This is a genomic window from Kitasatospora sp. NPDC048296 (assembly GCF_043201815.1).
GTDB lineage: Bacteria > Actinomycetota > Actinomycetes > Streptomycetales > Streptomycetaceae > Kitasatospora.
Genome location: NZ_JBICZB010000009.1, coordinates 17,330 through 35,679, shown reverse-complemented (window position 1 = coordinate 35,679; position 18,350 = coordinate 17,330). Strand labels below are relative to the sequence as shown.

The 18,350-nt window shown below is 73.7% G+C and carries 14 protein-coding genes; 6 read left to right on the top strand and 8 right to left on the bottom strand.

All coding sequences use genetic code 11. The features are described 5' to 3' along the window. Positions 1-158 precede the first annotated feature (158 nt). The 5 genes from ACGF12_RS08650 (at position 159) to ACGF12_RS08630 (ending at position 5,320) form a co-directional block, all read left to right on the top strand. On the top strand, positions 159-887 hold the full coding sequence (locus ACGF12_RS08650; RefSeq protein ID WP_393027446.1) for an amino acid ABC transporter ATP-binding protein: 729 nt from the start codon (positions 159-161) through the stop codon (positions 885-887). A 119-nt stretch (positions 888-1,006) separates the two neighbouring features. Next, positions 1,007-1,912, top strand: a complete 906-nt coding sequence (locus ACGF12_RS08645; protein ID WP_393027297.1) for a glutamate ABC transporter substrate-binding protein — start codon at positions 1,007-1,009, stop codon at positions 1,910-1,912. 56 nt (positions 1,913-1,968) lie between these two features. Continuing rightward, positions 1,969-2,619 carry an amino acid ABC transporter permease gene (locus ACGF12_RS08640; protein ID WP_393027295.1) on the top strand — a complete coding sequence of 217 codons (651 nt, stop codon included), beginning with the start codon at positions 1,969-1,971 and terminating at the stop codon, positions 2,617-2,619. Continuing rightward, the gene (locus ACGF12_RS08635; protein WP_393027293.1) at positions 2,616-3,464 is read left to right on the top strand and encodes an amino acid ABC transporter permease; all 849 of its coding nucleotides are present in this window, start codon (positions 2,616-2,618) and stop codon (positions 3,462-3,464) included. The genes ACGF12_RS08640 and ACGF12_RS08635 overlap by 4 nt, the downstream gene beginning before the upstream one ends. Before the next feature lie 122 nt (positions 3,465-3,586). Then, positions 3,587-5,320, top strand: a complete 1,734-nt coding sequence (locus tag ACGF12_RS08630) for an FAD-dependent monooxygenase (protein WP_393027291.1) — start codon at positions 3,587-3,589, stop codon at positions 5,318-5,320. Positions 5,321-5,371: 51 nt separating this feature from the next. Here the strand turns inward: ACGF12_RS08630 and rny are convergent, their stop codons facing one another. The 6 genes from rny to ACGF12_RS08600 all read right to left on the bottom strand — a co-directional run bounded on the left by rny (position 5,372) and on the right by ACGF12_RS08600 (position 12,480). Further along, positions 5,372-6,841 (bottom strand): ribonuclease Y, encoded by a 1,470-nt coding sequence (rny, locus tag ACGF12_RS08625; protein ID WP_393027289.1) that lies wholly within the window; start codon positions 6,839-6,841, stop codon positions 5,372-5,374. 131 nt (positions 6,842-6,972) lie between these two features. Beyond that, complete coding sequence (gene recX, locus ACGF12_RS08620) at positions 6,973-8,040, bottom strand: recombination regulator RecX (protein WP_393027287.1); 1,068 nt, start codon at positions 8,038-8,040, stop codon at positions 6,973-6,975. Positions 8,041-8,044: 4 nt separating this feature from the next. Then, positions 8,045-9,157, bottom strand: a complete 1,113-nt coding sequence (gene recA, locus ACGF12_RS08615; RefSeq protein WP_387626923.1) for a recombinase RecA — start codon at positions 9,155-9,157, stop codon at positions 8,045-8,047. A gap of 199 nt (positions 9,158-9,356) precedes the next feature. Further along, positions 9,357-10,568: an AI-2E family transporter gene (locus ACGF12_RS08610; RefSeq protein ID WP_393027282.1), complete on the bottom strand. Its 1,212-nt coding sequence runs from the start codon at positions 10,566-10,568 to the stop codon at positions 9,357-9,359. A gap of 36 nt (positions 10,569-10,604) precedes the next feature. Next, positions 10,605-10,799: a DUF3046 domain-containing protein gene (locus tag ACGF12_RS08605; RefSeq protein WP_393027280.1), complete on the bottom strand. Its 195-nt coding sequence runs from the start codon at positions 10,797-10,799 to the stop codon at positions 10,605-10,607. Positions 10,800-10,872: 73 nt separating this feature from the next. Beyond that, positions 10,873-12,480, bottom strand: coding sequence for a S8 family serine peptidase (locus tag ACGF12_RS08600; RefSeq protein WP_393027279.1), 1,608 nt, complete (start codon positions 12,478-12,480; stop codon positions 10,873-10,875). Between the two features lie 211 nt (positions 12,481-12,691). Between ACGF12_RS08600 and ACGF12_RS08595 the strand changes: the two genes are divergently transcribed. Beyond that, positions 12,692-17,443: an ATP-dependent helicase gene (locus ACGF12_RS08595; RefSeq protein ID WP_393027277.1), complete on the top strand. Its 4,752-nt coding sequence runs from the start codon at positions 12,692-12,694 to the stop codon at positions 17,441-17,443. A gap of 78 nt (positions 17,444-17,521) precedes the next feature. On the opposite strand, the gene ACGF12_RS08590 is transcribed toward ACGF12_RS08595, so the two are convergent. Both ACGF12_RS08590 and ACGF12_RS08585 read right to left on the bottom strand, forming a co-directional pair. Beyond that, positions 17,522-17,815, bottom strand: coding sequence for a hypothetical protein (locus tag ACGF12_RS08590; protein ID WP_393027275.1), 294 nt, complete (start codon positions 17,813-17,815; stop codon positions 17,522-17,524). 57 nt (positions 17,816-17,872) lie between these two features. Continuing rightward, complete coding sequence (locus ACGF12_RS08585) at positions 17,873-18,241, bottom strand: helix-turn-helix domain-containing protein (protein WP_393027273.1); 369 nt, start codon at positions 18,239-18,241, stop codon at positions 17,873-17,875. Positions 18,242-18,350: the final 109 nt, after the last annotated feature.

The following is an 18,350-nucleotide window of genomic DNA, read 5'->3' as shown; positions in this document are numbered from 1 at the left end:
CCGGGGGCTGCGGCTCCGCCGGTCGCGGCTCCCGGATTCGTACCACCATTGCCACCCAAGGGAGTTGACTACTTCTAGGGCAGGCACGATCCGAAACAGAGGGAGCAGGCGCGATGACCGAGAGCCCTGTCGAGGACTCCACCCCCGCAGCCGCCCCGCTGGTCGTGCTGAACGGCGTCAACAAGCACTACGGCGCACTGCACGTGCTGCAGGACATCGACCTCGAGATCCACCAGGGCGAGGTCGTCGTCCTGATCGGCCCGTCCGGCTCGGGCAAGTCCACGCTCTGCCGGACGATCAACCGGCTGGAGACGATCGACTCCGGCGGGATCACCGTCGACGGCCGCCCGCTGCCAGCCGAGGGCAAGGAGCTGGCCCGGCTGCGCGCCGAGGTCGGCATGGTGTTCCAGAGCTTCAACCTGTTCGCGCACAAGACCGTGCTGGAGAACGTGGTCATCGGCCAGGTCAAGGTGCGCAAGGTGATCCGCTCGCACGCCGAGAAGACCGCCCGCCAGCTGCTGGAACGGGTCGGCCTCGCGGCGCACGCCGACAAGTACCCGGCCCAGCTCTCCGGCGGCCAGCAGCAGCGGGTGGCGATCGCCCGGGCGCTGGCGATGAAGCCCAAGGTGATGCTCTTCGACGAGCCGACCTCGGCGCTCGACCCGGAGATGGTCAACGAGGTGCTGGAGGTCATGCGCCAGCTGGCCGCCGACGGTATGACGATGGTCGTGGTCACCCACGAGATGGGCTTCGCCCGCTCCGCCGCCAACCGCGTGCTGTTCATGGCCGACGGCAAGATCGTCGAGCAGAACACCCCGGACGCCTTCTTCACCGCGCCGCGCTCCGAGCGCGCCAAGGACTTCCTCTCGAAGATCCTGCACCACTGACGCTTCGAGACCATGCGGGGCCGCCCCCGGCAATGACGCCGGTCAGCCCTGCCCGCGCACAACTTCCAGACGCCAGAGCCCGGTTGAAACCGTGGCCCAGCCCCAGGAGAACAACCCTCATGAGGACTTCTCGCACCCTCGCCGTAGCGCTCTGTGCCGTCGCGCTCACCGCCACCGCCGCCTGCGGCAAGGACGGCTCCCCCGCCGGCTCGACCGACGCGAGCGCGAGCAACGCCCCGGCGCTGCCGACCTACACGGTCAAGACCGACGTCAAGGTCGACTCCGCGATCCTGGCCGAGGCCAAGAAGCGCGGCCAGCTGATCATCGGCGCCAAGGCCGACCAGCCGAACCTCGGCTGGGAGGACGTCGCCAGCGGTGACCGCAGCGGCTTCGACATCGAGATCGCCAAGATGGTCGCCGCCGACCTCGGCTTCACCCCGCAGCAGATCAAGTGGCAGACCCTGGTCTCCTCGCAGCGCGAGCCGGCCATCGCCAAGGGCCAGATCGACTTCTACGTCGGCACCTACAGCATCAACGACGAGCGCAAGAAGACGGTCTCCTTCGCCGGCCCGTACTACATCGCCGGCCAGGACTTCCTGGTGAAGAGCGACAACACCTCGATCACCGGCCCGGAGAGCATCAGCGGCAAGAACGTCTGCACCGCGACCGGCTCGACCTCGATCCAGAACATCAAGCAGTACAACCCGAAGATCACCCAGTTCGACACCTACTCGGCCTGCGTCGAGAAGCTGATGTCGGGCGAGGTCGACGCGGTCACCACCGACGACGCGATCCTCAAGGGCTACGCCTCCAAGTACAAGGGCAAGCTCAAGGTCGTCGGCAAGCCGTTCACCAAGGAGAACTACGGCGTCGGCCTCAACAAGGACGACAAGGCGCTGCGCGACGCGATCAGCGACGCCCTCAAGGCCCACGAGGACAACGGCGACTGGAAGAAGGCCTACGACGCGACCCTGGGCGCGTCCGGCTCCGCCGCGCCCGAGATCCCGACCCTCGACCGCTACTGATCCGACCGCCGTACCCGACCACCCGTTCTGACCATCTGTGAGAGGAGGGCCGCCGGATGGGGTTCCTGTTCGAGCAGGACAACTTCGCGTTGTTCCGCGACGGCTTCCTGCAGACGATCGAGCTGAGCGCGCTCAGCGCCCTGCTCGCCCTGCTGCTGGGCACCCTGCTGGCGGCCTTCCGGGTCTCCCCGGTGCCGGTCCTGCGCGCCTTCGGCACCACCTGGGTGACGCTGTTCCGCAACACCCCGCTGACCCTGCTGTTCTTCGCCGTCACCTTCGGCCTGCCGCCGCTGGGCGTGCACTTCAGCCACCTGGTCTTCGCGGTGCTGGCGCTCGGCGGGTACACCGCCTCGTTCGTCTGCGAGGTGATCCGCTCCGGCATCAACACCGTGCCGCTCGGCCAGGCCGAGGCGGCCCGCAGCCTGGGCATGACCTTCGGCCAGACCCTCACCCTGGTCGTCCTGCCGCAGGCCGGCCGGACCGTGCTGGGCCCGATGAGCAGCGTGTTCATCGCGCTGCCGAGGAACTCGGCGATCGCCGGCGCGTTCAGCGTCCCCGAGCTGTACAGCGCCCAGCAGACCTTCTCCGAGCGCGGCTACTCGATCTTCGCGATCTTCTTCTGGGTGGCCTGCGCCTACCTGCTGATCAGCGCGGCGGTCGCCACCCTCTTCCGCTTCCTGGAATCCCGACTGGCGGTGGCCCGATGAACGTGTTCCAGCGCCCTGCCTCGGCCAGCGTCCTCTACGACGCCCCCGGCCCGAAGGCCCGCGCCCGCTACCGCCTCTTCGGCGTCCTCGCGCTGATCGGCGTCGCCGGACTGCTCTGGTACGTCGTCTCCACCCTGGCCGACAACGGCCAGTTCGACGCCGACCTCTGGGACCCGTTCCAGTACAACGCCGTCCAGCAGATGATCGTGGACGGCCTGCTGGCCACCCTGAAGGCGTTCGGCCTGGCCGCCGTCTTCTCGCTCTCCCTGGGCGCGCTGCTGGCCTCCGGCCAGCTGTCCGACCACAAGCCGGTCCGCTGGGCCTGCACCGCCGTCGTCCAGTTCTTCCGGGCGATGCCGCTGCTGATCCTGATCGTCGGGCTCTACTACGCGTTCTTCGCCAAGGACCCGATGTGGGCCCTGGTGCTCGGCCTCACCCTCTACAACGGCTCGGTCCAGGCCGAGATCATCCGCAGCGGCGTCAACGCCGTCCCCCGCGGCCAGGGCGAGGCGGCGTACGCCCTCGGGATGCGCAAGACCCAGGTGATGTCCTCCATCCTGGTGCCGCAGGCCGTCCGCTCGATGCTGCCGTCGATGATCGGCCAGCTGGTCGTCACCCTCAAGGACACCTCGCTCGGCTACATCATCACGTACAACGAGCTGCTGTTCATGGGCAAGAAGATCGCCACCCAGCCACTGAACGCCGCGGGTTTCCCCTACATCCCCGTGGTGCTGGTGATCGGGCCGATCTACATCGCCCTGTGCCTGCTGCTGACCGCGCTCGCGCGCTGGATCGAGGCACGCGGCCGTCGCGGCGCGAACCGGCGCACTTCATCTGCTGCTTGACGGACACGCAGGTGAACTGTTGCATTGCTCTTCGTGACACCTCCCGGGAGCATCCACGCGGCATATGCGGCAGCGGTAACTGACGCCGGCCCATGGGCCGGTTCGTGCCCGGAGGTCCCCGCATGGACCCGGTGATCGTGGTCGGGGCCGGACCGGTCGGTCTGGCCCTGGCCCTCGCGCTGGCCCGGCACGAGGTGCCGACCGTCGTCCTGGACGAGGGCTCCGGGCTCTGCCCCGAGGGCCCTCGCAGCGTCGTCCTCGGGGCCGACACCGCCGCCTTCCTGACCCGGATCGGCTACTCCCGGGCCGTCTCCGACTCGGCCCTGTGGGACTCCTTCGCCATCTGGCGGCGCCGCCAGGAGGTGCTGCGGCTCGACCTCACCGACTCCCCCACCTTCCACCTGCCCCAGCACCGCCTCCAGCGCGGTCTGCGCGACGCCCTGACCGGCACCCCGCTGGTCAGGCTGGTCCCGCTGAACCGGGTCGTCGAACTCGAACAGGACCGCGACGGCGTCAGCGTCCGCACCCACGGCACCCAGGACGGCTCCGCCACCTGGTGGCGCGGCAGCCACCTGGTCGGGTGCGACGGCGCCCGCTCCGCCGTCCGCAAGCTGCTGAAGATCCGCTTCCCCGGCCGCCCGGCGGTCGACCGCAACGCCATCGCCACCGTCCGGGTCGACCTGCCCTTCGACGGGGCCCGGCTGCACCGCGAACCCCCGTGGCGCGGCGACCGCGAGGCCTCCGCCCGTCCACTGCCGGACGGCGTCTGGCGACTCGACTGGCGGCTTCCCCCCGGCCGGCCCACCCCCACCGAGCAGGTCGACCCGCACGCCACCTGGCCCGGCATCGTCACCGGCGACACCCTGCTCACCCGGGTCACCTCCACCCTCACCGGCTGGTGCGGCGAACTGCCCCGCTTCGAACTGCTCGCCGCCGCCGACCACACCGCCCAGCAGCGCCTGGCCGCCCGCTTCCGCAGCGGCCGCTGCTTCCTGGCCGGCGACGCCGCCCACCTGCACGGCGCACTCGGTATGCAGAACCTGGCCGACGGGCTGCGCGACGCCGACAACCTCGCCTGGCGGCTCGCCCTCGCCTGGCACCTCCACTCCGGCGGCCCCCAGCCCGGCGGCTCGCTGCTGGACGGCTACGAGGCCGAGCGGCGCGGCGCGGTCGGCGCCCGGCTGCGCGCCGTCGACCAGTCCATGCCGCTGCTGCGCCCGCTGCGCGGCTGGCAGCAGACCCGCCGCTCGCTGCTGGTCGGCGGCTTCCGCAAGCACGCCCCGCTGCTCGCCGACGGCCAGTTGGGCACCGGCCGCTTCGGCGGCGCGCCCGCCTACCCGGCAGCGCCCTCCGGCGTCCCCGGCCGGGTGCCGGCGCAGCGCGGCGCGCGCGGCACCACCTCGCTCAGCGAGCTGCTGCCCGCCACCGCCCCCGGGGTGCTCGTCCCGGACCTGCCGGTGCTCGCCGCCGACGGCACCCCGGACCACCTGCACGCCCGGCTCGGTGCCACCTTCCTGCTGCTGCTGGTCGCCCCCGGCACCGCCGTCTGGTCCTCCGAGCACTGGCTCGGCGCCGGGCTGATGCCCCGGCTCGCCGAGGTCGCCGCCGCGCTGCCGGTACCGGCCGAGGTACTGGTCACCGAGGAGTACCCGGGCGCCGGGCCGCACACCGTGCTGTTGATCCGGCCGGACGGCCACCTGGTCGGCCTCACCCAGGGCGCGGCCGCCGAGGACCTGCTGATGCTCGCCGACCGGGCCCGCGGCGGCCCGGCCCCGATCGCCGGCGCGCCGGAGCCCGCGCCCGGGGCGTCGCCGGAGCCCGCTCCGGAGCCTCAGCAGGTGGACTCGGCGAGCTAGGGCCGGCCTCCTGGACCCCTGCCGGATCCGCCGGAACCCAGGAGACAGGTCCTAGCCGGCCACCGCCGTGGCCCGGCTCTCCCGGACCACCGTCACCCGGATCCGGCCCGGGTAGGTCAGCTCCGCCGAGACCTGCCGGGCCACCTCACGGGCGATCAGCTCCGCCCCCAGGTCGTCCACCGCCTCCGGACGCACCATCACCCGCACCTCGCGCCCGGCCTGCATCGCGTACACCTCGGACACTCCCGTGTGCGAGCGCGCGATCTCCTCCAGCCGCGCCAGCCGCCGCACGTACACCTCCAGCGACTCCTTGCGTGCCCCGGGCCGCCCGCCCGAGCAGGCGTCCGCCGCCTGGGTCAGCACGGCCGTCACGCTCCGGGGCTCCACCTCGCCGTGGTGCGCGGCGATCGCGTGCACCACCTCGGGGGACTCTCCGTACCGCCGGGCGAGGTCCGCGCCGACCGCGGCGTGGCTGCCCTCCACCTCGTGGGTGAGCGCCTTGCCGATGTCGTGCAGCAGCGCCGCCCGGCGCACCGGCTCCGGGTCCACCCCCAGCTCGGCGGCCATCATCCCGGCCAGGTGCGCGGACTCCAGCAGGTGCCCCAGCACGTTCTGCCCGTACGAGGCCCGGTAGCGCAGGGAGCCCAGGGTGCGGACGAGTTCGGGGTGCATCCCGCCGACCCGGGCGTCCAGCAGGGCGTCCTCGCCGGCCCGGAGGCAGCGCGCCTCGACCTCGGCGCGGCTGCGCTCGTGGATGTGCTCGATCCGGGTCGGGTGGATCCGGCCGTCCTCGACCAGCTGCTCCAGGGTGAGCCGGGCGGTCTCCCGGCGGACCGGGTCGAAGCAGGAGAGCTGCACCGAGGCGGGGGTGTCGTCGACGATCAGGTTGACCCCGGTGACCGCCTCGAAGGAGCGGATGTTGCGGCCCTCGCGGCCGATGATCCGGCCCTTCATCTCCTCGCCGGGCAGCCAGAAAACGGTGACGGCGGTCTCCGCGGTCTGCTCCGCGGCCAGCCGCTGGATCGTCCCGGCCAGGATGTCCCTGGCCCGGCGCTCGCCCTCCTCCTTGGCCTCACGCTCGATCTCCCGGACCGTGACGGCGGCCACTCGGCGGGCCGACTCCTCGGCCTCGCGCAGGAGTCGGGCGTGCGCCTGCTCGGCGGAGAGCCCGGCGGCACGCTCCAGCGCGGCCGTCCGGCGGGCCACCAGCGCCTCGGCCTCGCCCCGGGAGCGCTCCAACTCCACGGAGCGCTCGGCCAGTTCGTCCTCCCGTCGGCGCAGCCGGCGCAGTTCCTCGGCCACGCCGTCCTCGCGCCGGGCGAGTTCGGCCCGCTGCCGGCCGGTCTGCTCCTCGGCCCACCGGCGGACCCGCTCGACCTCGGCGAGGGCCTGCCGTCGGTCCGCCCGCAACCGTCTGACCAGCAGCGCGGCCAGCACCGCGAGCACCAGCAGGACGGCGGCGGCCGACCCGACGATCGGCAGCACGGACTCGCCCGTGCCGGTGGCCGCCGAGATCCCCATGCCGCGCCCCACTCCCCGTCCCTGCGCGGGCGCGTCCGGAAGCGCCCCCGCACTGAGTGCGAGGCTAGGTGCGGGTCACGAGAGGGTCAAGACTTGATCTGGTCCGGACCAAGAAGTGCGCGGAACTGCCACTACTCCCACCCGGTTTCCGACAGTCCGTCGGCCGCCTCCTCTTCCAGCGCTCCCCGCACCACCCGGAAGGCCAGCCCCTCGGAGTAACCGCGCCGGGCCAGCATGCCCACCAGCCGCCGGGTCCGGACCTGCGGGTCCAGCCCCCGGGTGGAGCGCAGCTTGCGCTCCACCAGCGCCCGGGCCGCGTCCTCCTCGTCGTCGTGGTCGAGCTGGGCGACGGCCTGCTCGACCAGCTCGGCGGCCACGCCCTTGGTGCGCAGCTCCTGGGCCAACGCCCGCCGGGACAGGCCCCGGACGGCGTGCCGGGACTCCACCCAGGCCGCGGCGAAGGCCGCGTCGTCGATCAGCCCGACCTCTTCGAGCCGGGTGAGCACCTCGTCGGCGACGTCCTCCGGGATCTCCCGCTTGCGCAGGGCGTCGGCGAGCTGCTTGCGGGTCTTGGCGGCGCCGGTCAGCAGCCGCAGGCAGATGTCCCGGGCGCGGGTCTCCGGATCGACCTGCTCCTCGGCCCGCTTGCGGGAGGTACGGGCGGCGCCGTCCTCCTCATCCGGCAGGCCCTCGGCGGACCGCCCACCGCGCCGACCGCGGCGCGGTCCCGTGCCGGAGCGGGCCGTCGAGGCGGCCGCACCCCCGTGACCGGCCGCCTCCGCCTCGCCCCAGCCGCTGTCCGCGGGCACGGCACCGCCCTCGGCGGCTTCGAACTCCTCGGCCGCCAGCGCCGAGCGGCGCCGACGGCGGCCGGTGCGCAGCTCGGAGGCCGAGACCAACCCGAGCGCCTCGACCGAGGCCTCCGCCGGCCCCGGACCGGACACCGCGCCGCGCACCGCCCGGACCGGAGCCCGGTCGAACTCCGGCTCCGGGCCGGATGCCCACTGTGTGGTGGACGGCCGCTCCCGCCGCCCCTTGCGGGACTGCGACCGCGGCCGGGCCGCCGACGGCCGCGGTTCCGGCTCCGGCTCTCCTTCCGGCTCCGGCTCCTCCGCGACCGCGGCGAACCAGTCCGGCGGGCCGTAGTCGTCGTCCTCGGGGCCCGCCGGGCCGCCGCCCACCGTGTCGTACTGCGTCAACGGCTCAGGCCTTGGCAGCCGCCGTCTTCTTCGCCGCGGCCGTCTTGGCGGCGGTCGCGGTGATCGGCTTGGCGGCGCCGTCGGCAGCGGCCTCCGCCTCGCCCTCGGCGGGCTCCTCGGTCTTCGGGCCGATGCCCAGCTTGCCCTTGATCTTCCGCTCGATCTCGTCGGCGAGCTGCGGGTTGTCCCGCAGGAAGTTGCGGGCGTTCTCCTTGCCCTGGCCGAGCTGGTCGCCCTCGTAGGTGTACCAGGCGCCGGACTTGCGGATGAATCCGTGCTCGACGCCCATGTCGATCAGGCCGCCCTCACGGCTGATGCCGATGCCGTAGAGGATGTCGAACTCGGCCTGCTTGAACGGCGCGGCGACCTTGTTCTTGACGACCTTGACCCGGGTGCGGTTGCCGACCGCCTCGGTGCCGTCCTTCAGGGTCTCGATCCGGCGGATGTCCAGGCGGACCGAGGCGTAGAACTTCAGCGCCCGGCCACCGGTCGTGGTCTCCGGCGAACCGAACATCACGCCGATCTTCTCGCGCAGCTGGTTGATGAAGATGGCGGTGGTGTTCGACTGGTTCAGCGCACCGGCGATCTTGCGCAGCGCCTGGCTCATCAGCCGGGCCTGCAGACCGACGTGCGAGTCACCCATCTCGCCCTCGATCTCGGCGCGCGGGACGAGCGCCGCGACCGAGTCGATGATCACCAGGTCGATCGCGCCGGAGCGGATCAGCATGTCGGTGATCTCCAGGGCCTGCTCACCGGTGTCCGGCTGGCTGACCAGCAGGGCGTCGGTGTCCACGCCGAGCTTCTTGGCGTACTCCGGGTCGAGCGCGTGCTCCGCGTCGACGAAGGCGACCGTGCCGCCGGCCCGCTGGGCGTTGGCGGCCAGGTGCAGGGTCAGGGTGGTCTTACCGGAGGACTCGGGGCCGTAGATCTCGATCACTCGGCCGCGCGGGATGCCGCCGACCCCGAGGGCGACGTCCAGGGCGGTGGATCCGGTGGAGATCACCTCGACCGGCTCATTGGCCTTCTCGCCGAGGCGCATCACCGAGCCCTTGCCGAACTGCCGCTCGATCTGGGCGAGAGCGGTCTCCAGGGCCTTCTCGCGGTCCGTACCTGCCATGGCTTTTTCCCTCGGGTTCTGTGCTGTGCGCTTCATCGTCACCGACGCTAGCGCGTCCCACTGACAAACGAGCCCCACCCGGCTCAGCCTGTGGAAAACTCCTCGCCGGAGAGTACAAAGAACATCTGTTCGATTCAAGCCTCGCACGTCCGGCCCCGACGCGGGGCGGGCCCCCGGACCGACCGCGCCCCGCCACCGGTCACTCGCCGTCGCCCCCGACCATCCGCCGCAGCCGCTGCGCCGCCTCCCGCCGCAGCTCCCGACGGGCCCGCCGCTGCTCACCGCGGTCGATCCGCGGATCGGTGGCCACCTCGTACCGCCGCACGTACGTCCCGACGAAGCCCTGCAGGGTGGCCGCCGCCGGGATCGCGATCAGCGCGCCCACCGCGCCCAGCAGGGCGGCGCCCGCGATCACCGCGCCGAAGGCCACCGCCGGGTGCACGTCCACCGTCCTCGCGGTGATCCTCGGGTGCAGCACGTAGTTCTCGATCTGCTGGTAGACCACCGTGAACACCAGCACCCACAGCGCGTCCACCGGCTCCACGGTGAGCGCGACCAGCACCGGCAGCGCCCCCGCCAGGTACGTCCCGATGGTCGGCACGAACTGCGACATGACGCCCACCCAGATCGCCAGCGCCGCCGAGTACGGCAGGTCGATCAGCTCGAACATCACCCAGTGCCCGGCCGCCGACACCACCGCGAGCACCGCCCGCGAGTACAGGTAGCCGCCGGTCTTGGCGAGCGCGATCTCCCAGGCCCGCAGCACCTCGCCCTGCCTCGACGGCGGCAGCAGGGAACACACCGTCCGGCGCACCCGAGGGCCCTCGGCGGTGAAGTAGAAGGTGAACAGCCCGACCGTGAAGGTCTGGAAGAGCCCTCCGATGAGGGTGGAGGAGACGCCCCAGACATTGTCGGCGGCCTGCTGGGCGTAGCTCTCGATGGTGCCGGAGTCCTTGAGCAGCCGCTTCTGCAGCTCACCCAGCGAGAGGTCCTGATGGAAGGTCCGGTTGACCCAGCCGATCAGATTGTCGACCAGGTGCGGCATGTCCCCGGCGATCTTCGCCACCTGATCCACCAACAAGGTGCCGAGCGCCGCCAGGAACCCGGTCACCGCGATCCCGACCGCGACGAACACCAGGAAGGTGCCCACCCCACGACGCACCCCGCGCGCCGCCATCCGGTCCACCGCCGGCTCCAGCGCCAGCGAGAGGAAGAAGGCCACCAGCAGCATCACGAACAGGTCGATCAGCTGCCGGAACGCCCAGTCGGCGAGTTGGAACAGCCCGACCAGCACCAGGAACAGCACCATCGCCCGGGGCAGCCAGCGCGGCATCCCACCCCACAGGGCCCGCTCCTCGTCGACGGCCCGCGCCGACCCTTCCTCGTTCTTCTGCTCTCCGCTGATCGTCACCCCGACAGTCTGTCCCACCACCCCCGGGGGAAAGGCTCAGCGCAGCAGGGTGGAGACCCCCTGGGTCTCACAGACCACCCGCCAGACGTCCTTGGCCTCCCAGCCCGCCTCCAGCGCCTGGCGCACCGTCCGCCCGCCCAGCGCGCTCATCACGTGGTCGGACGCGAAGGACTCCGCGTACCCCTCCCCGAAGTGCGCGTACATCCGTCGCCAGAACTCCGTCAGCCTCATGCCCCCAGTATCCCGGACCCCGCACCGAACCCCCGGGGGCTGCCAGTCCTCCGCCGTCACCCCATCCACCCCCTCAACGGGGCAACGCCAACAACCCCGCCCCGAAATACTGCCGATCCCCACAGGCCCGCGGCCCCACCGGACACCCCGCCGCAGCCGTAGTCGCCAGCAGGGCAGCCAACCCGCCGGACCCGAGATCCGGATGCAACGCCGCCGCGATCGCCACCGCCCCGGCGACATGGGCCGCCGCCATCGAGGTCCCCGCCAGCGCCGCGTACTGCCCGCCGGGCCAGTCGGAGACGATCGCCCCCTGCGCCCCGCCGTCCGGATCCCCGCCCGGGGCAGCGAGCGAGACGTGCCCGCGCCCGTAGTTGGAGTACGAGGACGGACGCCCGTCCCGGTTCACGGCGGTGACGGTGACCACGCCCGGGAGTTCGCCGGGAAGGCGAATGCACTCGGTGCCCAGGTAGCGGGTACGGGCCGGCTCGGAGCCCCGGTCGTTGGGGCTGCGTTCGTCGGTCCGGGCCGCGCCGAGGTCCTGTCCGTCGTTGCCGGCCGAGGCGACCACCACCGCGCCCTTGCGCTGGGCGTACGCGGTGGCCCGGCCGACGGCCGCGACCAGCGCCGCCTGGTCCCGGTCCTCGGGGCAGTTGTACTTCCACGGGTCCGCGAAGTAGCTGTTGTTGATCGCCTTGGCCCCGTGGTCGGCCGCCCAGAGCATGCCGCAGACGATGTTCTCCGCGTAGTACTGCCCCAGCGGCCCGAGCAGCCGGACGGCGGCGATCCGCACCCCCGGCGCGACCCCGGTGACGCCCTTCCCGTCCCGGGCCGCGCCGATGATCCCGGCGACGTGGGTGCCGTGACCGCTCTCCCCCACTCCCGAGTCGGGCCGCCAGGAGCCGGTCCGGGCGTCCGGCCGCCCGTCCGCACAGGAGGCCGAGGCCTTCGGGTCGACGGCGGCCCACAGGTCCGGGTGGCTGTCGTCCACGCCCGAGTCCAGCACCGCGACCAGCACCTTGTGCAGCGCCTCGGCACTCGGCGTCCCCCCACCGGCGTCCCCGGCCCGCCCCGAGGCCGGCCCCAGCATGGCGAGGTTCCAGGCGCCGCCCTCCCCCGGATCGGGCACGGTGGGCGTCCCGCCCTCCTCCCCCTCGGAAGCCGCCCGTCCGCGGGCGGTCACACGCGCGCCGGTCGTCGCACGCCCGTCGGGGACCGTACGCCCACCCGGAGCCACGCGTCCGCCGGAAGTCGCACGCCCCTGCGAACTCCCCCGCTCCGCCCCCGCCGCGAAGTCCCCGGCCCCGTCCATCGCCCGCGGCGGCCCCACCACCGGCGCGGTCCGGGTCGCCCCCACGGCGGCGATCCCCGGCCGGGCCCGGACCTTGTCCGCGAAGCCGCCGGTCGCGTACGCGAGCACCGCCCCGATCTGCGGGTACTCCTGCACCACCTGTCCGCCCGCCGCCCGGCTCTCCGCCCCCGCCCGGGCGGCGCCCTCGGCGTCCTCCTGCCCGGCCAGCACCAGGTAGCTCAGGTACGCCCGCCCGGGCCCGGAGACGTACGGCACGGCCCCGCCGACCACCAGGGCCGTGAGCAGCATCGCCAGCAGCATCCGGACGGGCCCGCGGATCCTGCGCCGGCGGACCGCGCGGGCGGGACTGCCGGACTGGTGCGCCTGCGCCATCCCACGGTCTCCGCTCGTCGGTCCGGTGAGGTCACGGCATGCGGGCCACGGCGGTGCGGTCACAGCCACGGATTGATCACATGTCCGATTCATTACGATATAAGTGGTTTATCGTTCCCGCCTTCTCGACTACACCCACGGCCACACCCGCCCCCCGACGAGCCCCCCGCCCGCCGGCCCGCTTGTCAGTCCCACCCGGCACCATGGGGGCATGGCGCCCCAGCACCCGACCCCGCCCGCCGGCGACCCGCCCGCCGACACCCCGCAGGCCGACGATCCCCTGGCCGGATTCGCCCCGGCCACCCGGGCCTGGTTCAACGGCGCCTTCTCCGCCCCCACCACCGCCCAGTCCGAGGCCTGGCGCGCCATCCGGCGGGAGACCGACGTCCTGGTGGTCGCCCCCACCGGCTCCGGCAAGACACTCGCCGCCTTCCTCTCCGCGCTGGACCGCCTCAGCAGCACCCCGCCCCCCGCCGAGCCCAAGCGCCGCTGCCGGGTGCTCTACGTCTCGCCGCTCAAGGCCCTCGCGGTGGACGTCGAACGCAATCTCCGCGCCCCGCTGACCGGCCTGCGCCAGGCCGCCGTCCGCCTCGGTCTGCCCGAGCCGGAGGTCCAGGTCGCGATCCGCTCCGGCGACACCCCCGCCGCCGACCGCCGCCGCTTCACGACCAACCCGCCGGACATCCTGATCACCACCCCCGAGTCGCTCTTCCTGCTGCTCACCTCCGCCTCCCGGGAGGCGCTGCGCGGCGTGGACACGATGATCCTGGACGAGGTGCACGCGGTCGCCGGCACCAAGCGCGGCGCCCACCTCGCACTCAGCCTGGAGCGGCTGGACGAACTGCTGGACCGCCCGGCCCGCCGGATCGGCCTGTCCGCCACGGTGCGCCCGGTCGAGGAGGTGGCCCGCTTCCTCAGCCCCCAGCGCGGCGCCGCCGTCGTCCAGCCCGCCGCCGCCAAGGAGTTCGACCTCTCGGTGGTCGTCCCCGTCCCCGACCTGGACGACCTGCCCGCCGCCCCGGCCACCGGCGGCGCCGCCGGCAGCGACCCGCAGCGTCAGGCCTCGATCTGGCCGCACGTCGAGGAGCGGATCGTCGACCTGGTCGAGGCGCACCGCTCGACCATCGTCTTCGCCAACTCCCGCCGTCTGGCCGAGCGCCTGTGCAACCGGCTGAACGAGATCGCCCACGAGCGCGCCACCGGCACCGCCGTCCCCGAGGCGCACGCCCCGGCCCAGTTGATGGGCGGCTCGGGCGCCGCCAAGGGTGCGCCCGCGGTCATCGCGCGGGCGCACCACGGCTCCGTCTCCAAGGAGCAGCGCTCGCTCGTCGAGGAGGAGTTGAAGGCCGGTCGGCTGCCCGCCGTGGTCGCCACCTCCAGCCTGGAGCTGGGCATCGACATGGGCGCCGTGGAGCTCGTCGTCCAGGTCGAGTCCCCACCTTCGGTCGCCTCCGGACTGCAGCGGGTCGGCCGGGCCGGCCACCAGGTCGGCGCCGTCTCCACCGGCGTCTTCTTCCCCAAGTACCGGGGGGACCTGGTGCAGTCCGCCGTGGTGACCGAGCGGATGCGGGCCGGCCGGATCGAGGCGCTGCGCATCCCGCGCAACCCGCTGGACGTGCTGGCCCAGCAACTGGTCGCGATGACGGCCCTGGACGCCTGGCCGGTGGACGACCTGCTCACCGTGGTCCGCCGCGCCGCGCCCTTCGCCACCCTCCCGCAGTCCGCCTTCGACGCCGTGCTCGACATGCTGGCCGGCCGCTACCCCTCGGACGCCTTCGCCGAGTTGCGCCCCCGGGTGGTCTGGGACCGGGTGGCCGGCACGGTCACCGGCCGCCCCGGCGCCCAGCGCCTGGCCGTCACCTCCGGCGGCACCATCCCCGACCGCGGCCTGTTCGGCGTCTTCATCGCCGGCACCACTGCGTCCGATTCGAAGACGGGCAAGAAGGGCGGCGGCAGGGTCGGCGAGCTGGACGAGGAGATGGTCTACGAGTCCCGCGTCGGCGACGTGTTCACCCTCGGCACCACCTCCTGGCGGATCGAGGAGATCACCCACGACAAGGTGCTGGTCACCCCCGCCCCCGGCGTCCCGGGCCGGCTCCCGTTCTGGAAGGGCGACACCCTCGGCCGCCCGCTCGAACTCGGCCGCGCTCTGGGCGCGTTCACCCGCGAGCTGGGCGCCCTCCGGCCGGAGGCCGCGACCGAGCGCCTCAAGCAGGCCGGCCTGGACGAGTGGGCCGCCGCCAACCTGCTCGACTACCTCGCCCAACAGCGCACCGCCTGCGGCCACCTCCCGGACGACCGCACCATCGTGGTCGAGCGTTTCCGGGACGAGCTCGGTGACTGGCGGATCGTCATCCATTCCCCCTTCGGCGCCCAGGTGCACGCCCCCTGGGCCCTGGCACTGGGCGCCCGGCTGCGCGAGAAGCACGGCCTGGACCCCCAGGTCATGCACGCCGACGACGGCATCGTGCTCCGCCTGCCCGACGCCGATCTCCTGGCCCCCGACTTCGATTTCAGCAGCCCGTCCGAACCCGCCGGTTCGCCCCCGGACGCGGCCCCGGACGAGGCCCCGGTCGGCGCCGACGCCGCCCTGTTCGACCCCGGCGAGATCGAGCAGCTGGTCACCGACCAGGTCGGCGGCTCCGCCCTGTTCGCCTCCCGCTTCCGCGAGTGCGCCGGCCGCGCCCTGCTGCTCCCCCGCCGCAACCCCGGCCGCCGCACCCCGCTCTGGCAGCAGCGCCAGCGCGCCGCCCAACTGCTCGAAGTCGCCTCCGAGTACGGCTCGTTCCCGATCGTCCTGGAGGCCGTCCGGGAGTGCCTGCAGGACGTCTTCGACGTCCCCGGCCTGGTCGAGCTGATGGGCGACCTGGAGTCCCGCGCGGTCCGCCTGGTCGAGGTCACCACCCCCGAGCCCTCGCCCTTCGCCCGCTCGCTGCTGTTCGGCTACGTCGCCCAGTTCCTCTACGAGGGCGACTCCCCGCTCGCCGAACGCCGCGCCGCCGCCCTCTCGCTGGACTCCCGGCTGCTGTCCGAGCTCCTCGGTCAGGCCGAGTTGAGCGAACTGCTCGACCCCGGGGTCCTCGCCGAGCTGGAGGCCGAACTCCAACGCCTCGCCCCCGAGCGGCGAATCAAGGACGCCGAGGGCGTCGCCGACGCCCTGCGCCTGCTCGGCCCGCTCACCGAGGCCGAGTTGACGGCCCGCGGCGCCGAACCGCTCTGGGCCCTGGAGCTGGAGGCCGCCCGCCGGGTGATCCAGGTCCGGATCGCCGGCGAGCAGCGCTGGGCCGCGATCGAGGACGCCGGACGGCTGCGTGACGCGCTCGGCACCCCGCTGCCGGTCGGCGTCCCCGAGGCCTTCACCGAGCCGGTCAAGGACCCGCTGGGCGACCTGCTGGCCCGCCACGCCCGTACCCACGGCCCGTTCACCGCGGCCGAGGCGGGCACCCGCTACGGCCTGGGCACCGCCGTGGTCACCGGCACCCTGCACCGGCTCACCGCCGCCGGCCGCCTGGTCCAGGGGCAGTTCAGGCCCGCCGAGAGCCACACCGCCCCCGAGTGGTGCGACGCCGAGGTGCTGCGCCGGCTGCGCCGCCGCTCGCTGGCCGCCCTGCGCCAGGAGGCCGAGCCCGTCCCGCCGCGCGCCCTGGCCGCCTTCCTCCCGCAGTGGCAGCACCTGGCCGGCCACCGGCTGCGCGGCCCGGACGGCCTGCTCCGGGTGGTCGAGCAGCTCCAGGGCACCGCCCTGCCCGCTTCCGCCCTGGAGAAGCTGATCCTCCCGGCCCGGCTCGCCGACTACTCCCCCGGCCTGCTGGACGAGCTGACGGCCGCCGGCGAGATCGGCTGGTGCGGCGCCGGCGCGCTGCCCGGCAAGGACGGCTGGCTGAGCCTGCACCTGGCCGAGAACGCCCACCTGCTGCGCCCCGAGCCCGTCCCGCCCGCGCTCACCCCGCTGCACAGCGCGCTGATGCAGGCGCTGGCCGGCGGCTACGGCCTGTTCTTCCGCCAACTGGTCCAGCAGCTCCCGGAGGACACCGCCGAGCCGGAGATCGTCGAGGCGCTCTGGGACCTGGTCTGGGCCGGGTACGTCACCAACGACACCCTGGCCCCGCTGCGCGCCCTGCTCGGCTCCGGCCGTACCGCGGGCGCCACCGCCCACCGCGCGCCCCGGGCCACCCCGCGCGGCCGCTACGGCGGCGCCGGCCGCGCCTTCGGCCGGGTCGGCGGCGCGCTGCGCAGCGGCCCGCCGACGGTGGCCGGGCGCTGGTCGCTGCTGCCCGCCTTCGCCGCCGACCCGACGGTCCGGGCCACCGCCCAGGCGCAGAGCCTGCTGGACCGGCACGGCCTGCTCACCCGGGGCACGGTGGCGGCCGAACGGGTGCCCGGCGGCTTCGCCGGCGTCTACCGGGTGCTCGCCGCGATGGAGGAGCGCGGCCGGACCCGCCGGGGTTACTTCGTCGAGGGCCTGGGCGGCGCCCAGTTCGCCATGGAAGGCGCGGCCGACCGGCTGCGCTCGGTCAACGGCCGGCTGGAGCGGGCCCGCAGCACCGAGTGGCCGGCCGCTCCCACCGCCGAACCGCCGCAGCTGCTGGTGCTGGCGGCCGCCGACCCGGCGAACGCCTACGGCGCCGCCCTGCCCTGGCCCGAGCCGCCCACCGTCCCCGGCCGCAAGGAGTCCACCGCCCATCGACCGGGCCGCAAGGCGGGCGCCCTGGTGGTCCTGGTGGACGGCGAGCTGGCGCTGTACGTGGAGCGGGGCGGCAAGTCCCTGCTGGCCTGGCCCGAGGACGAGGCGACCCGGGCGCTGGCCGCCGGGGCGCTGGCCGAGGCGGTCCGCGCGGGCGCGCTCGGCAGCGTCACGGTGGAGCGGGCCAACGGCGAGCCCGCGCTCGGCTCCGACCTCGGCCGCGCCCTGGAGGAGGCCGGTTTCCACGCCACCCCGCGCGGCCTCCGGCTGCGGCCCTGAGGGAGCCGCGTCCGGAGCGTGCACGGGAACGCTGAAGGCCGCGGGGTCAACGACCCCACGGCCTTCAGCCACATCTGATCATCCGACCGGCGGCGACCGCGTCTCCACCCGGCCCACGGCCTCCTGGCGCCGGCGCCGGACCGGTCCGGTCGCGTTCCGGTCCGCGTGGACCGGGATGAGGCCGAGACCCCAGCCACCGGCCGCGAGCAGGCCCAGCACCGCGTCGTCGGCGAGTTGCCCCCTGACAGCCACCAGCCACCAACCGAGCCCGGCCGTCAGGGCCACCGGGGCCCATCTGGCCGGCCAGGGCACCAACCGTCGCGCCCGCAGCCCTATTCGGGCCACCGCGCGCACCGTCGCGAGTCTCCGCACGACCGCCCTCCTCCGCTCGCCCCGGGCATCGGTGGAGCCCGGGTGTCGAGGCCGGAATCAGGCGGCGACCACGTCCATCGCAGGGGCCTTGGGCGACATGGTCGCCCGGTCGGCGCCGGGGGCGGGCAGCGGAACCGGTTCGAGTACCGGCCTCAGCAGATCACCTTCGGAGAGGGTGGCCATCGCCGCAAGTTCGGCGAGCGACAGTTCGTCGCTGACCTCGCGCATGACCTCGGACATCCGGACGTCGAGTGCGTCGCAGATGGCGGAGAGCAGCTCCGAGGAGGCCTCCTTCTGTCCCCGCTCGACCTCGGAGAGGTATCCGAGCGAAACCCTGGCGGCCGCCGACACCTCGCGGAGTGTGCGGCCCTGGCGCTGGCGCTGCCGACGCAGTACATCGCCCAGTAGGCGACGGAGCAGGATCATCGGTGCCTCCCTCCTCGGACTGCGGATCGAGATGTCACGCCCCCACCGTACCGCCTTGCCCGCTTCGCGTGCGGGGACCCCGGTCGTGTTCACTCTGGGCTGCAAGGCC

Excerpts from the sequence above, each read along its gene's own strand:
- recA (WP_387626923.1), bottom strand. The coding sequence starts at position 9,157 with ATGGCAGGTACGGACCGCGAGAAGGCCCTGGAGACCGCTCTCGCCCAG.
- ACGF12_RS08600 (WP_393027279.1), bottom strand. The coding sequence starts at position 12,480 with ATGGCGCAGGCGCACCAGTCCGGCAGTCCCGCCCGCGCGGTCCGCCGG.
- ACGF12_RS08635 (WP_393027293.1), top strand. The coding sequence starts at position 2,616 with ATGAACGTGTTCCAGCGCCCTGCCTCGGCCAGCGTCCTCTACGACGCC.
- rny (WP_393027289.1), bottom strand. The coding sequence starts at position 6,841 with ATGGGGATCTCGGCGGCCACCGGCACGGGCGAGTCCGTGCTGCCGATC.
- ACGF12_RS08585 (WP_393027273.1), bottom strand. The coding sequence starts at position 18,241 with ATGATCCTGCTCCGTCGCCTACTGGGCGATGTACTGCGTCGGCAGCGC.
- ACGF12_RS08595 (WP_393027277.1), top strand. The coding sequence starts at position 12,692 with ATGGCGCCCCAGCACCCGACCCCGCCCGCCGGCGACCCGCCCGCCGAC.
- ACGF12_RS08640 (WP_393027295.1), top strand. The coding sequence starts at position 1,969 with ATGGGGTTCCTGTTCGAGCAGGACAACTTCGCGTTGTTCCGCGACGGC.
- ACGF12_RS08630 (WP_393027291.1), top strand. The coding sequence starts at position 3,587 with ATGGACCCGGTGATCGTGGTCGGGGCCGGACCGGTCGGTCTGGCCCTG.
- ACGF12_RS08605 (WP_393027280.1), bottom strand. The coding sequence starts at position 10,799 with ATGAGGCTGACGGAGTTCTGGCGACGGATGTACGCGCACTTCGGGGAG.
- ACGF12_RS08645 (WP_393027297.1), top strand. The coding sequence starts at position 1,007 with ATGAGGACTTCTCGCACCCTCGCCGTAGCGCTCTGTGCCGTCGCGCTC.